Annotated in this window: 14 protein-coding genes; 5 read left to right on the forward strand and 9 right to left on the reverse strand. The window is 44.2% G+C overall.

Annotated elements, in window-relative coordinates; translation table 11 throughout:
* The 3 genes from R7O12_RS19525 to R7O12_RS19535 form a co-directional block, all read left to right on the forward strand.
* Positions 1 to 159 (forward strand): 4Fe-4S binding protein (locus R7O12_RS19525; protein ID WP_318126293.1); only part of this gene is annotated, 159 nt, incomplete at its 5' end.
* Positions 160 to 358: 199 nt separating this feature from the next.
* Complete coding sequence (locus tag R7O12_RS19530) at positions 359 to 1540, forward strand: MFS transporter (RefSeq protein WP_005375129.1); 1182 nt, start codon at positions 359 to 361, stop codon at positions 1538 to 1540.
* Positions 1541 to 1746: 206 nt separating this feature from the next.
* Positions 1747 to 2028, forward strand: coding sequence for a YrhK family protein (locus R7O12_RS19535; protein WP_025768568.1), 282 nt, complete (start codon positions 1747 to 1749; stop codon positions 2026 to 2028).
* A 122-nt stretch (positions 2029 to 2150) separates the two neighbouring features.
* Here R7O12_RS19535 and R7O12_RS19540 read toward each other — a convergent pair whose 3' ends face one another.
* The 9 genes from R7O12_RS19540 to deoD form a co-directional block, all read right to left on the reverse strand.
* Complete coding sequence (locus R7O12_RS19540; protein WP_005383942.1) at positions 2151 to 2990, reverse strand: energy-coupling factor transporter transmembrane component T family protein; 840 nt, start codon at positions 2988 to 2990, stop codon at positions 2151 to 2153.
* On the reverse strand, positions 2987 to 4726 hold the full coding sequence (locus R7O12_RS19545) for an ABC transporter ATP-binding protein (protein ID WP_186585108.1): 1740 nt from the start codon (positions 4724 to 4726) through the stop codon (positions 2987 to 2989). The genes R7O12_RS19540 and R7O12_RS19545 overlap by 4 nt, the downstream gene beginning before the upstream one ends.
* Before the next feature lie 6 nt (positions 4727 to 4732).
* Positions 4733 to 5281 (reverse strand): ECF-type riboflavin transporter substrate-binding protein, encoded by a 549-nt coding sequence (locus R7O12_RS19550; protein WP_005375133.1) that lies wholly within the window; start codon positions 5279 to 5281, stop codon positions 4733 to 4735.
* Positions 5282 to 5616: 335 nt separating this feature from the next.
* Entirely contained in the window at positions 5617 to 6747 is a 1131-nt protein-coding gene (locus R7O12_RS19555) for an HlyD family secretion protein (RefSeq protein WP_005375134.1), read from the reverse strand.
* Entirely contained in the window at positions 6747 to 7127 is a 381-nt protein-coding gene (locus tag R7O12_RS19560; RefSeq protein ID WP_064376388.1) for a DUF3302 domain-containing protein, read from the reverse strand. Before R7O12_RS19560 ends, R7O12_RS19555 begins: the two co-directional genes overlap by 1 nt.
* Positions 7128 to 7371: 244 nt before the next feature.
* Positions 7372 to 8955 carry a GGDEF domain-containing protein gene (locus R7O12_RS19565; protein ID WP_053307917.1) on the reverse strand — a complete coding sequence of 528 codons (1584 nt, stop codon included), beginning with the start codon at positions 8953 to 8955 and terminating at the stop codon, positions 7372 to 7374.
* Positions 8939 to 10423 carry a hypothetical protein gene (locus R7O12_RS19570; RefSeq protein ID WP_005375137.1) on the reverse strand — a complete coding sequence of 495 codons (1485 nt, stop codon included), beginning with the start codon at positions 10421 to 10423 and terminating at the stop codon, positions 8939 to 8941. The genes R7O12_RS19565 and R7O12_RS19570 overlap by 17 nt, the downstream gene beginning before the upstream one ends.
* 166 nt (positions 10424 to 10589) lie before the next feature.
* On the reverse strand, positions 10590 to 12059 hold the full coding sequence (locus R7O12_RS19575) for a hypothetical protein (RefSeq protein ID WP_005383936.1): 1470 nt from the start codon (positions 12057 to 12059) through the stop codon (positions 10590 to 10592).
* Positions 12060 to 12129: 70 nt separating this feature from the next.
* On the reverse strand, positions 12130 to 12840 hold the full coding sequence (gene deoD, locus R7O12_RS19580) for a purine-nucleoside phosphorylase (protein WP_005375140.1): 711 nt from the start codon (positions 12838 to 12840) through the stop codon (positions 12130 to 12132).
* Positions 12841 to 13238: 398 nt separating this feature from the next.
* Between deoD and R7O12_RS19585 the strand changes: the two genes are divergently transcribed.
* Complete coding sequence (locus tag R7O12_RS19585; RefSeq protein WP_053350049.1) at positions 13239 to 14189, forward strand: YbgA family protein; 951 nt, start codon at positions 13239 to 13241, stop codon at positions 14187 to 14189.
* Positions 14179 to 14979: a MerR family transcriptional regulator gene (locus tag R7O12_RS19590; RefSeq protein WP_033906723.1), complete on the forward strand. Its 801-nt coding sequence runs from the start codon at positions 14179 to 14181 to the stop codon at positions 14977 to 14979. The genes R7O12_RS19585 and R7O12_RS19590 overlap by 11 nt, the downstream gene beginning before the upstream one ends.
* The last annotated feature ends 8 nt before the right edge of the window (positions 14980 to 14987 follow it).

The following is a 14987-nucleotide window of genomic DNA, read 5'->3' on the forward strand; positions in this document are numbered from 1 at the left end:
TACATTTGCCCAGAACCAGAAGTGCTTCGGCAGCCTTTGAAAGAGGGAGATCGTCGAGTTATGGATCAAAACTGCATTAGCTGTGGCCGTTGTTTGGATGTGTGTCCAGAACATGTGTTTGAATTTAAAAATCGCCTATCAGTAAAAGTCATTGATTAAGCCACTGAGCACATTTACTCATGCTTTAGTTCTCTTGATACTTGAACATCGCGCTTAGCCAAGGAATTGAGTGCGATGTTTATCTTCATAACAATATTCCTCAGCCATATCAGCTTGCTCTGGGTTGAAAATAATAATGATATTGCGAATTTGTTACATTTAAAGCTATGATGATGCCTTCATATTTAAAGGAAACATCATGACTACCTCATCGCACGGCTGGAGAACGCCGCAAAATTTCCTCCTGTTAATTTCCATTATCGTGCCCATTGCTTTTTCTACCTGGATGGCGTTGTTGAACAACTTTGTTATAGAGAAAGCAAACTTTGATGGTGCCGACATAGGCCTATTGCAAAGTGTGCGCGAAATTCCGGGTTTTTTGGCCTTTACCGCCGTGTTTGTATTGCTGTTTATCCGAGAGCAACGCTTTATGCTCGTATCTTTGGCGATGCTTACGCTTGGTACGGCATTAACAGGTTATTTTCCCACTTTGTACGGTCTACTTTTTACAACCTTGTTAATGTCCACCGGCTTCCATTACTTTGAAACACTCAAGCAGTCTTTGTCTTTACAATGGCTATCTAAAGAAGAAGCGCCAGAAATGCTGGGTAAGTTTATTTCTGTTGGAGCTTTGGCTTCTCTGTTTACCTACGGCGCCATTTGGGTTTCGCTCGAACAGCTCAAACTTGATTTTAAAACGGTCTATTTAATGGCTGGTGGTTTAGGTTTTGTGCTCATTTTGGTGATGGCATTTGCCTTCCCACAATTTAAGACAAAAGTGCCTCAGAACAAGAAGCTCATCCTGCGTAAACGTTACTGGTTATACTATGCGCTTACGTTTATGAGTGGAGCACGCCGTCAAATTTTTACGGTGTTCGCTGGTTTCTTGATGGTAGAAAAGTTTGGTTACTCCGCCGCAGATATTACGTTGCTGTTCCTGATTAACTATGTCTTTAACTTCTTGTTTGCGAAGCGAATAGGCCGTTTTATCGGCGTTGTAGGTGAGCGCAAAGCGTTGATGTTTGAATACGTCGGTTTGATCTTCGTGTTTGTCGGGTACGGTTTGGTGCAAACGGCTGAGTGGGCGGCAGCATTGTATGTTGTCGATCATCTATTTTTCGCGTTAGCGCTTGCGATTAAAACCTACTTCCAGAAAATTGCCGACCCAGCAGATATGGCGTCGACCGCGGGCGTTGCGTTTACGATTAACCATATTGCGGCGGTTGTAATACCTGTTACGTTTGGTGTGATTTGGCTGGTTTCACCTGCTAGCGTATTTTACATCGGCGCTGGTATGGCAGCAGTGAGCTTGCTGTTGTCACTCAATATTCCAGCGAAGCCGGAAGAAGGCAACGAAACTCGCTTGTTGAAGTGGAGTTAAGTTGGTACTCACTATCTAATCATTAAAGCGAATACCTGTAATTAGACTCGCTAAAAAGGGTGCTTATGCGCCCTTTTCTTTTTATTGCAAATAGATAATCCCTCCAATGGTTGTCAATGCATGCCACGTCCGTTAGGGTTTAGAACTAAGTATTTCGAAATAACTTGGGCGTAACTGACGCGAAACAATAAGAGGGGAGCTATACAGTGCAGATACATGGCAGAGAGTTGGATTTAGATCTAGGAAGCCGTCACATCGTTATTCAGCGCCGCTATGAGGCGTTAGGTGCTGCAAACGACCTACTCATTGCTATTTGGTTTTTAATTGGTAGCTTTTTCTTTTTGAATGATTCGTTGATTGAAAGTGGTACTTGGCTTTTCATTGTAGGCAGTGCGCAGTTGATCATTAAGCCCCTGATAAAACTGATGAGTTTAGTTCATGTTGGTCGTTTAAATAAGCAACTTTCTGGCACATCAGCGAGCCGCTGAAATTACCGCTTCTTTTGAACACTCGCAAGCAAGAAGCCAACAGGTGAGTTATCGAGGGGAAAGACGGAAGATAACGTGGTCACAACACTAACCACGTTATGTTCAGTTTGAAGCTTCAGAATTTAAAACGGATACCAGAACAGTTGTGTGTCCATCACACGCTTGCTGATCGCAGCAATCACTATCACCGCAATCCCAGCCATGCAGATCATATCGGCTTTGGTCAGTGGTTTTAAGCTGTACCAAGTGCGAGAGGAGTGGCGGCCAAAACCACGTAGCGTCATCGCGTTTGAGATTTGATCGGCTCTGTCTAAACTAGAGAAAATCAGAGGTCCAAGAATCTTCGCGACGTTCTTCATACGATTGAACAACGGAGCCTTCTTGCTCAGTTCTACTCCGCGTGCTTGTTGCGCGTGCATGATGTTAACAAAGTCCTTTTTCACTTCCGGCAAGTAGCGCAGCGTTAAGCTTACGGCATAGGCGATTTTGTAAGGCACACCTAAACGGTTCAAGCTGGCTGAAAACTCTGTCGGATGAGTGGTAAATACAAACACCAATGCGATTGGGAACATGCTGAAGTACTTCAACGTCACTGTTACTAGGTAAAACAATGTCTCTTGAGTGAGCGAGTAATTACCGGGTAACGAGAGTAAAACCGTTGATGAACCCATGAACTCAGTACCTTGTTGCGGTGCTAACGCGAACATAAACAGGGCATTGATCAGTAATACCGTACCTGTACCGAATAACAGCGGTTTGTAGACATGAAAGGGCACTTTGGTCATTTTCAATAAGCCCAAACCCAGCACGATCAACAGCGCGATGATTCGCAAGTCAAATGTGGTCAATACCACCGTTACCCAAGCAATGAAAAGCAAGAACTTAGTAATGCCATTCAACTTATGAAGTGGCGATTGGGTATCGATGTAGTTGATACCAAACTTCATCTTATTGTCTTTCATGCCACCGCTTTCTCTAGTTGGTTTACGTCGTCGCTTTTTTGTTGGCGGTGCGCTTTTTCTACATTGATAAAGTGCTGCATAAAGCCATTGGTGTCCTCGATACCAACTTTCGTAGCCAACTCAAACAAACTTGTGGTAGTGAGGTTTGCTTGGTCTAGTAGCTCTGGACTGCTGAATACCTGCGTCATTGGTGCATCCGCGACTAATTTACTGTCTGCAATCACGATAGAGCGCGAGGTGTATTCCAACACTAAATGCATGTCATGAGAGATGATCATTACGGTTACGCCCAACTCGCGATTGAGCTTTTCGATGAAACTCAGCATAGACGTGTAGTTTCGATAGTCCTGACCTGCCGTCGGTTCATCAAGGATCAGAAGCTCTGGTTCCAAGACCAAAATTGACGCAATGGTTACGCGCTTTTTCTGGCCGTAGCTCAATGCTTCGATTGGCCAGTGACGGTATTTGCTCAAACCGCACAGCTCTAGGACTTCAAGTACTTTAGCGTCGATTTGTTTCTCTTCAACGCCACGATTACGGAGGCCGAAGGCCACTTCGTCGAAAATCATGTGATGGGAAATCATGTGATTCGGGTTTTGCATCACCACACCCACTTTCTGGCTACGCTCGAAGATGGTCAGTTCGTTAAGATCTTGACCATTCATGCTCATTGAGCCGCTATCCGCTTCAATAACGCCCATAATCAGTTTGGTGATGGTCGATTTACCCGAGCCATTTTTGCCAAGTACAGAGACAAACTCGCCACACTTAATGTCAAAACTCACGTCTTCTAACGCGTTTTTCTCACCGTCGTAAGAATAGGTGAGGCCACGGACTTCAAGCAAAGTCTCGGCTGGCGTTTTAGGTGGTTGTGCTGTTGAACCATCAAACCATGCTTGTACCGCTGGTTTATATTGCTCCAACGGTAAGGTAGTTAAGCTAGAAGGTTTTGCATCGCCCTCAATCGCGCAGCCTGCTTCTTTCAGTGCTGAAATATAAAGCGGTTCGCGGATGCCGTAATCTTCTAGTAGAGGCGACGCTAAAATTTCATCTGGCGTTGTATCGGTAATGATTTCGCCGCTTTCCATCAAGATAATACGGTCAACTGAGCAATGCAGAACGTCTTCAAGACGATGCTCAATGATTACTATGGTTTTGTCCGTTTCGCGGTGTAGATCATCGATGATCTCGATGGTTTTTTTACCCGTTTTAGGGTCAAGCGCAGCTAGTGGTTCATCAAACAAAAGGATATCGACGTCATCGACGAGAATGCCCGCCAAAGAAACACGCTGTTTCTGCCCGCCAGATAAATCGTGGGGAGAGCGATCTAACATCTGTTCCAAGTCGACCATTTTGGCCGTGGCTTTGACCAATGGGTACATGTCGATATTTGAAGTTAGCTGGTTTTCCAGCGCAAATGCAATGTCTTCGCCAATGCTCAAACCGACAAATTGGCTGTCCGTATCTTGGAGTACGGTGCCAACTTGCTCAGTGTATTGGTGCATGTCGAAAGGGGCGGTGTCTTGACCATTGATGGTCAATGTTCCACTGGTTTCCCCTTTGATTGCGTGTGGGATCAGTCCGTTAAGACATTGCCCAAGAGTAGATTTACCACTACCACTTGGACCGATAATGACGATTTTCTCTCCTTTCTCTATCCTTAGATTGATATTTTTTAGCGTCGGTTTGTCCAGCGACTCATATCTAAAAGAGAAGTTAGAAAATTCGATTGTCATTCGACATTAAGCCTCTGTTAAGTTACGGCTTTGCTTGTTACGTTTAGCGACAGACTTAAGAATGAAGAAGCCAACAATAGCAATAAGAATGGTGTTACCGATCGCGATAATAGAAAGCTGGGTAAACACTTTAGTGAACGGTTCTGCGTATAAAATCGTGTCGAGGAATGCAGAGCAACCGTAACCAAATACGTTGCCTAATAGCGCAAGTACTACGAATAACGCGAAGTCTTTCATATTGAAATCACCTTTCTCCAAACGGTAGCGCGTTAGAGAAGGGAATAGACCGATAATCAAACCAACAATACCTGAACCAAGTACCCAAGTGAGCCATACGCCCCAACCTGCAAATAGGTCAGTAACCCAGTGACCAATAAAACCAACCAAGAAGCCAACAAGTGGTCCAAATAGTACTGAGAACAATGCTAATACTGCCATTGCTGGTTTTAGCGTTGTGTTTGCAAACACAGGGATGCCAAACATAGGTAAGCCGCCGATACCGTAAAGAGCAGCACCGATTGCAATAACCACAACAGTTTTAGCGGAAAGATTCATAGATAACCTCAGTTCAATAGTCGATTTTAAAGAACGTTCATTTATATTGTTGGAAAGCGTTAGTTATTTGATTGTGTAACATATATTCAAAACAACCAAGCTGCTTATTGTTTGCTCTATTTTTCTTCAGGAAATGTGTGATTTGATTCACGCATCCCTTTGACTGGCTTTGGTTTTAGCAAGCATTAAAAATAAGGCGCGCATTATACAGAATATTAATAAAAGTGGGAATGCTATCTATCTGGATGGCTAGAATGAATCAGGGGCTGATCGTCAGCCCCTGATTACACGGTTTGATGTTATTTTTACCAATAAATGAATGCGCTATATGTTCATTAATGGTCGAGGTATAAATAGTTCTGCCAGCTCTTCATACGAATAAGCACTTTGCGCATCACTGATACGTGAGTAAAGCTGTCTGAATAAACTGCAACTTCAACCGCAGTACCCATTGGTAGGTGGTATCCACTCAAGTCGTCGGTAATTTTCAGCTTCGCAAAAACACGTCCGCTCGTGCGCAAGGCATCAGTCCCAAGCAGAGCGCCTCGCGCTTGAATTTGGCTTTCACCAATGGCTGGAATCACGTCAATGACTTCGCCACGGAACACTTTGCCCGGAATTGCGCGGAACATAAATTCTGCTTCAAAGCCTGGCTTCAAGCGTTGTAATGAGTTCTGTCTGAATGCCGCGGTGTACGTAATGTCTTCGGTATGTACGAAGGTCATTGCCGGGGCAAGTGGCAACGGCACAGCCATAACACCAGGACGCAAAGCCAATTGCGTAACGTAACCATCGGTTGGCGCACGAACGACGGTTTGCTCTAGGTTAAACTCTGCTTTACGCAGCTCGGCAAGAAGTTGCGCGACTTGGGTATTTTCGCCTCCGATTTCAGAGTCCAGAGCGATTTGCGCTTGTTCTTGTTGCAAAATCGCAACGTCTAACATGGCTTCTGCCGCTTTATACGCTTGGCGTCGAGTATCTAAATCTTGTTCAGTAAACGCGCCACGATCAAAGCCCCTTTGATATCGGCTAAACTCCCTTTGTGCTTTATCTCTGTCCGCTTGCGCTTTCAATACAGCAGCTTCTGCTTCTCTTAGATCAGACTCTAAACCCAACGCACCTTGGCTTGCTTCTTTGACTTTCGCTTCAAGGCGAGCAACTTCTGCTTCAAAAGGCACAGGATCGATTTTGAAAAGAATATCGCCCGTTTTGAGCGGTTGGTTGGCTTGGACTGGCACTTCCACCACGCGGCCACGCACGCCAGAGACGATAGGCGTAGTTGGGAACACTTGGTTACCCAATTGAGTAAATGGGTGGTTGTAGTTCATAAGCAGCACGAGTGTGCCCACTAACACTACGCCGCCAAGTACGGCGGTTGGAACGGTCCATTTGTTTAGAGGAATATTGAAAATTTTAAAAATGGCAATACAAAGAGCGGCGTAAGTCAGAATCAGCAATAAGTCCATTATTCGTCCTCTTTACTTTGTTCAGGCAAAGGCTTTTGCTGAATCTTTTGTTGTTTCAACATCGATACTTGGTTTTTGAGTTCGTTGACTTCATCGATGAGTTCTTCAAGGCGGTGATGAATGTCGTGTGTTTCTTGTTCTAGTTGTTTAAAACCCCAGCCGCGTTCCTTGCGCCATAATGTTGCCCAGATCCATAAAAATGGCCACAGCGCATGCAAAGTGAAAAGGCTGACCCAGCCAGCGTAGTGAATTGCGTCTTGGTGCGGGTGCTCTCTCTCTTTGGCGATTTCATATGGAATATCATGGATGACAATGATTCCGTAAAAGATCACTAAAGCAACGAAGATGAGTAACCCAAGTGCAAAATAGTCTAGAAACATCTTACCTACCTGTGCGTATTGCGAAATGGAAAATCTACGTAAATTAACAATTTAAGTATTTGTCTTAACTACAGATGAATCAAGCGGTTTTTATGTAGGAATTATGTTTATGCGATGTAAGTATCCACTGATGTTTATTGGCAGTTAAGGTGTTGCTGAGTACTTATTTAAACAAGCAGTGAAGTGATATAGGAAGGATAAGTAAAAAGTATACTAAAGCCCCAGGTGTCAACCGGGGCATGGTTTAAAGTTCGGTACAGACTTGGTTTCTGCCATTGGCTTTGGCGCGATAAAGAGCTTTGTCTGCACGATAAAAAGTTCGCTGAGTATTCTCGCCTTCTCGATGCAAGGTAATCCCTATGGATACGGTCAGCCCCCGTTCACCAAGAATATCGTCCCAACCATATTGATAAATCCGTTCACGATAATTCTCGGCATGCATTTCTGCGCGTTCCAGTTGGGTATTCTCAAGGATCACGAGGAACTCTTCACCACCAAATCGTACGCACGATGCGCCTTTAAATCTGAAGTAGGACGCCAGTTCCTGTGACACACTTTTGATCGCTTTGTCGCCAACCAAGTGGCTTAGTTCGTCATTGATGGATTTGAAGTGATCGATATCGATGACCATCAATGCAAATGCAGTATCGTGCAGAAGTAGATCTTTTAGTTTAACTTCTAACCAGCGTCGGTTGTGTAAAGACGTAAGTGGATCGGTAAAGACGTCCTGCTGTAGCTGAGCAACAGTATTTTTATGCTGCTTGGTGGTTTCTTTTAGTTCTTTGTTTTCTAGCTCTGACAAAATGAGTTTGAGTTGTAACTCAAAGCGTGAAAGTCGGCGTAGTTGAGCAGACCCTAACTCACCGATCGGAATATGTTTTACAAGATCAGATTCGATTCTATGCGCTTTTTTTTCACAATTTAATGCTTCTTGATACAACCCTTGAGAGGCGTAAACTTGACTCATCGCGTTATAAAAATGCTGAGTAACGATAGGAGATAGTTGCTTTTGAATCCTTTTACTGATGGAGTCCAACGTTAAATTAGCTAAAGAAGTGTGCCCTACACCGTTTAGACAATACGCAGTCTCAATTTTGACCATCGTAGATAACCAGTATGTCGTGGCACTACCCGTTGTATACTGAACATTCGAAATAGCCAGCAACGCATTGGGGTAGTCTTCTTGCAGACGATGTAATTTGGCTCGGTAGAGGTGAATTTGTGCGGCGAGGTTTTTATCACTGACGAGAATGCTCAGTTCTTCACATTCACTCAACAGCTCTTTGGCGTCTGCGGTACGGTTCAAGCTGATATAACAGGCAAGCATGTACAGCTTGTAACGAAGGCGTAGGGATCGACTGCCAATAGCGTGATCGATAGCATCTATTTTTTGATAATAACGTAATGCACGTTGGTGATCCCCATAGGCATCGCACAAATTACCCATTCCAATAATGGCCAATACGTACTCATCAATATAGCCGTACTCGACGGCGATATTGGTTGAAGCAACATACTCGGTTAATGCCGCATTGTAGTCACCTACTTCAACTAAACGCTCACTCAAGCTTGCTTTCACAGAAAGAATATCTTCTACATCCTCTGGTAAAACAAGCAACTCAAGCGCTTGTTTCAATTCACTAATGCTGTCGTTGAGCTGTTTGATCTCTCTTCGATACTCGGCGCTAATGATATAGCAATGCGCTTTCTCACGGTTTGTTGACGCAATATGTAACCCTATGTGTTCCCATAGCGTAATCGCTTCTTCACCTGAAACGGAAGAAGGATCGATACCTGCGTCAGTCACCTTGCTAAGCAGTTGTTCCATTCTTCATTACCTCAATATAACTTTCTTCGAGCTGTTCTAACGTGAATGGGAAGGTCAGGATATCTTGCAAATACAGTATCGGTTTAGGGCCTTTGATTCCGCGTCGCTTCCATGGATAGATGTCTAACATCGCTTGGACAGTGCGGTAGACCTCTTCTGCTGCTTGACCTTTTTCTGCAATTAACATTGCTAGCCTGTTACTGGAAATTCTCGAGATGAGGTCGCTGGAGGTTGTCAATGCATGAACGAGCTCGGTACAAACATCGAGAACTTCGGGGTTTGAATGCTGAATCATAATGATGGCGTGGTTAGAGCGTTTGAGCTCCGTTTTAAACAAAACTAACTGTTCCCACCAGTAGGTCTCAGAAACGACATTAGAGAACTGTTTTTCAGGGTCGTATTCGTGTTGAGAGCGAATATGATTGATCAGCTTACGTGCTCGCTGCTCTAGTTGGCGTTTAGAGCCTCTTGCTTTATCCATGCTGATTCGATGAGTTTGTTCTTTGAGCATTTTGAGTGCGTGCTTACGGTATTTCTTGAACGCGTTAAACGCAGACTCAAAGTCACCTTGTTCTTCAGCGACTCGTGATTGTTGGAAGCAAATTTGGCTGAGTAGCTCACCGTGGTCGAAACTGAGTGCAGACTCTTCTGCTGCAAGTAGCAACTTGGCAGCGCTGTCTGTATTTTGGCGCAAAAGCTCAAGTCTTGCTCGGCTAATAAAAGAGTGTGCTTTCATCCAAACGAGGTCATGCTCAATGGCGAGCTGGTGGGCTTTTTGGGTGGCTTCTTCGGCCGCATCAAGGCGTTCTAGTCCAAGCAGTGCTAACCCTTTAAAGTCCCAGATCTCGGCTTGCCACGTACTGTCATCATGATCTTTTAATACTTCGGTTGCTCCATCCAGTACCGTAAGCATCTCGACAAACTTATTTAGTAAGTAATAGTCCCAAGCTAATAGGATGCGCGCTTTGCCTTCTAACCAAGCAATACGAACATTGTTTGCCACTTTAACGGCTAACTCATGAGTTGAAGCGGCAAGTTGGTGTTCATTAGTGATGCGCCATACATTACCAAGCCCAATTAGAGATTCGATTTGAATTTCAACATCATCAACAAGAGCAGATTGTTCGAGCGCATTAATCCAATATTGTTGCGCGGAATAATACTTTGCTTGGCCCCAATATTGGAGTGCAAAAAGATGGAGAATTTCCGGGAGATGATCGTCGGTTTCAAGCTGTGTTTGTTTGCTGTAAGCGTCTTTGACGAGTTTTAAGCCTTGTCGGTAATCCATTAGGCACCAACAGCATTGCGCCATGATGAGTAAGGCTTTGATCTCTCCGTCCACAAATAAAATTTGTTCCGCGCGGATACGATATTGCTGCGCAATATTAAAGGTATGTTTAGGGGCCGATTTTATTTGGCCTTTAAGCTTAGTGAGATCATCTTCTAGCTGAATTTGGTTTTTATCCAACGTTCACATCCATGACTATCGAACTGGAAATCACACCTAATATTAAGTGGTTAGATGCATGTTTCTTTACCAAAGCGATGCGGATAACGTTTTGGTAAACGATCAGGGGCCGTAATGTATACCGTTACAACCCCTAATTACTACATCTAAATTACCAATAGAATAGCTACGATAGGAGCTGTTTGATTGTCAAAGGTGCATCAGAGACTTCCAACCTTTGTGCAGCGGTAAGACCTTGTTTATCCTGATAGCACAAATTATGCCAAGCTCTAAATATATCTAAAAGAGGTAAAATACCAGCAGGTCGTAATTTGCGACGTGGCTCGTTAATGAAGCTTTCGAAAAGAATCTGAAAGCGGTTTTGATAAAACTTCACATGACGAGTTGTCGCAACGTTAAACCATTTTTCAGGCTCATTTTGATCGCCAGCGAGGTAGCAAATGCCTTTGTGGTTTTCGTTTTGACTAGAGATTGCCCAGCGATCGCGCCACCAACTCATATAGGCGATATCGACTTTGCCAAAGGGAGTACTCATGTCCCAACTAGCGTCCTCTTCTACGTACATCAAGTCGACACTTTTCTCTTTAATACGAGGTAAACAAACGCTCAGTGCAGCTGAACGTAGTAGGGGATCTTGAGGCATGTATAGAGATACACGTTTGTTTGGGCAGCACATATCAAGTACGTGTAAATAGTGTGCATACGAGGTGTATGGCGGACGGACTAATGCCCCTTTTGAAGGGTAATGAAATACAGATAGATTACCAAGAGGGTCTTCTACGTTACCGCGAGCCAAAATTGTTTGGTATTTTTGGTCAATTCGCTCTCTGAGGTGATGAGAAGGTTCCGCAAGCGGCTCACTTGCTTCCGCTACGTACTCCTGGGAAACAAAACGAGACACCTCATCGTAAGGGTTATGATCGAGAGTTGCGATTGGCTCTTCATCAGCGGAATAATTGACGTGCTGGCAAAGAATATAGCCAGAATGCGCTTCGCCAGAAACAATCCAATACACACCATTATTGCTGTTCGGTTGCAATGCAATATAGTTTGAGGCCAATTCATAATGCGTTGCGTGGTTTACCCAGCGCGCATCAATGGTTGCCAGCTTGCGGCGGCAGCGGCTAGCTATATGGTCAACATGATCGTAAAAGGTTTTTGGGTTAATACTAAGCTTGCGGCAGATTTCTCGTACGGAATATCCCGTAAACAATAAACCCATCAAGTTCTCTTGAAATTGAAGCTTCTTGTTGGCACCAGACCACTTGTCGACAAAGGTACTTTGACACACTTTACAGCGGTAACGTTGGCGATCGCCACTGTAACCGAAAGCGTGATAGAGGTGTTTGTGAGTGTGGACAGAAAGTCCAAAGTTGTCGCAATCATCATTACGGCAAGCAGGCAACCCGTCACTGTGGACGTGCCGCAGGCGATGAAGTTCGTTCACGACATCGCGATTATTAAGTAAGGGGGGGAAAGCTCCACATTCACGGCATACCATCGCCGGACGCTTAGGGTTCGCATGTTGCAGAACGTAACGCTTTGCATCACTCAATCCAAAGTTGTCACACGCCAATGTTTTACAAAAGTTGAGTTGTAACCCATCTGCGTCTTTTGGCAGTTCGCCGTTAGACACAATCGCCCCCTCGGGATAATTCGGGCAGCCAGCATAACTCTGGCTGCAAATTATTACTTACTATTTGTTCTTAGATGTTGATTGCAGTTTCTAGTGCAACTTTCATCATGTCGTTGAACGACTTCTGACGCTCTTCTGAGCTTAGTTTTTCACCACGGATGATGTGGTCAGAAACTGTCAGGATAGTCAGTGCTTTCGCGCCTAGGTCAGCTGCTACGCCGTAGATACCAGCCGCTTCCATGTCTACACCTAGGATGCCTAGTTTTTCCATCTTCTCGAAGATGTCTGCTTCTGGTGTGTAGAACAGGTCTGCAGAGAATACGTTACCTACTTTTACAGGCACTTCCTGAGCGCGCGCTTGGTTAACTGCTTCTTCTAGAAGACCGTAATCAGCGATTGCTGCGAAATCGTGGTTGTTGAAACGGATACGGTTAACTTTAGAGTCTGTAGAAGCACCCATACCGATAACAACGTCCATTAGTTTCACGTCGTCACGTACTGCACCACAGCTACCTACACGGATAACGTTTTTCACGCCGTATTCAGCGATTAGCTCGTGTACGTAGATACAGCAAGACGGGATACCCATGCCGTGGCCCATTACAGAAACTTTTTTGCCTTTGTAAGTGCCAGTAAAGCCGAACATGTTGCGAACGTCACAAACTTGTTTCACATCTTCTAGGAACGTTTCAGCGATGTATTTAGCGCGCAACGGGTCGCCTGGCATTAGAACTGTTTCAGCGAAATCACCTGGTTGTGCGTTAATGTGTGGGGTTGCCATAAGTGCTCTCCAAAGTTTTGTTTTGATAAAACGCCTCTATTATAGAACGCTATTACCAATTCTGTTGAACTTGTTCGTTTTCGTTGAGGCAATAATATCGGGACGTACAGTAGCCCCTTGAGAGCTTAGTCACAAAAACCACGCATTTAGAAACTGCAACTACTATTGATAACCAAATCTGTTGAAATCAAAAGAGCAATCGATTTGCTTTTGAGCAGTTTGTCGATTGCGCGCACAAATTCTTTGTTTTTGGGCCAAACTTTTTTCTGACAGCTGGTTGATCGAAATACTTTCGAGTGAAGTAAAACGATTAAATTGTACAACTTATTTTCTTGTACAATCTGGAAAGGCTTGCTATAAGTTATACAACAAAACTTTTTGTATAGGGATGCGTCATCATGGAATCTTCAATCAAAGTAGGTATCAGTTCGTGTGTTTTGGGTGAACGAGTGCGTTTTGACTCTGGTCATAAGGTGAGCAACTTTGTGACTAAAGAGCTCAGCCCGTATTTTGACTTTGTTTCGGTATGCCCTGAAGTCGGCGTAGGTATGCCAGTACCCCGTCCAACAATTCGTCTTGTTTCTAATGAAGAGCGTGTTGCATTGGTTGAAACCAAAAATCCAGAAAATGATCATACCGACAATATGCTCACTTACTCGGCCAATAAAGTAGATGAACTTCAAAGCGAGCAGCTTTGTGGTTACATCGTTTGTGCCAAGTCACCAACTTGTGGCATGGAGCGAGTCAAGGTTTACAGCAAGAACAGTGCTGCGAAAGAAGGTGTTGGCTTGTATACACAAACATTGATGCAAAAAATGCCTTGGTTGCCTGTTGAAGAGGATGGCAGACTTAACGACCCTGTATTGAAAGAAAATTTTATTACTCGAGTATTTTGTCTAAATGACTTTTACGGCTCGATGGATGGTGAGCCTACTCGTGGCAAAATCATCGACTTTCATTCGCGCTACAAACTGACGTTAATGGCACACCACCCAGAGTCATACCGCTCCCTTGGCCGCTTAGTCGCTGATGTCGCTAATTATGAAATTGAAGACTTTTACCAAGAGTATCGTTTAGGACTTATGAAGGCGTTAACGAATCGGGCTAGCCGCAAAAACAACACAAATGTGTTGATGCATTTACAAGGGTACTTCAAACGCTCACTAACTAAAGAAGAAAAAGAAGAGTTAGCGACAGTGATTCACGACTACCGTATCGGAATGCTGCCTCTGCTAGCACCACTTACATTGATTAAGCATTACTTAAATACTTACCCAGACGAGTATTTAGCAAAACAGAAGTTTTTAGAACCGTATCCGCAGGAGATGAGATTACGCTATGGTTTGTAGTTCAGAAGAAAAACTATACGCGATCCGAGATGTCGCAGAAATCACGGGTGTAAAACCAGTTACGCTGAGAGCTTGGCAACGAAGATACAACTTGATCCAACCTCAGCGAACTGAAAAAGGACACAGACTTTATCGCCAGCAAGATCTCGATACGATTCGCGAAGTCCAGAGCTGGCTCGCGAAGGGGATTTCGATTGGTAAAGTGAAGGGGCTGCTAGGAAAAAGCGCCGATGTCGAAGTCAAAAACGAGGTTCGCACACTCGAAGAAGTTGAAAACATGCTGCTTGCGCTGTCTACCCTGAATCGAGGAAAAGCAGAGAGTTTACTTGCCTCTGTTCTTAAAGAGTATCCACTAAAACTCGTTATTGATCAGTTTATTAGCCCAGTATTTGATGCGCTAGACATGGTGAAAGGATCGCTGCGATCTTTACAGGTCGGGTTATTTCAGACTTGTTTGATCACTCGACTTGCCCTTGTTATCGATTCTGAAAACAAAGCCGCTTCCAAAGGAAAGTGTCTGCTCATTAGCTTTGAACAAAACAGAGAGTCTGAGAGTTGGATTCAAGCAGCGAAGCTTTGCGAACAAGGGTATCACACGACTTTGATCGATAAGGTTGATGATGTTTCTGGTCTACTAGATCACGAGGTCGTTGAAAATGGTTCGTTTATCTACCTTTTCTCCAACAAAGCGCTAGCTGCTAAACAAGTAGCGTCCATCAAAATGCTTCACGCACAGTTAGGTGATCGGATGGGGTGCTCTGAAGTGATAGAGAAATTACACCTAACTTAGTAGACAAA

This window comes from Vibrio sp. Vb1574, assembly GCF_033338675.1.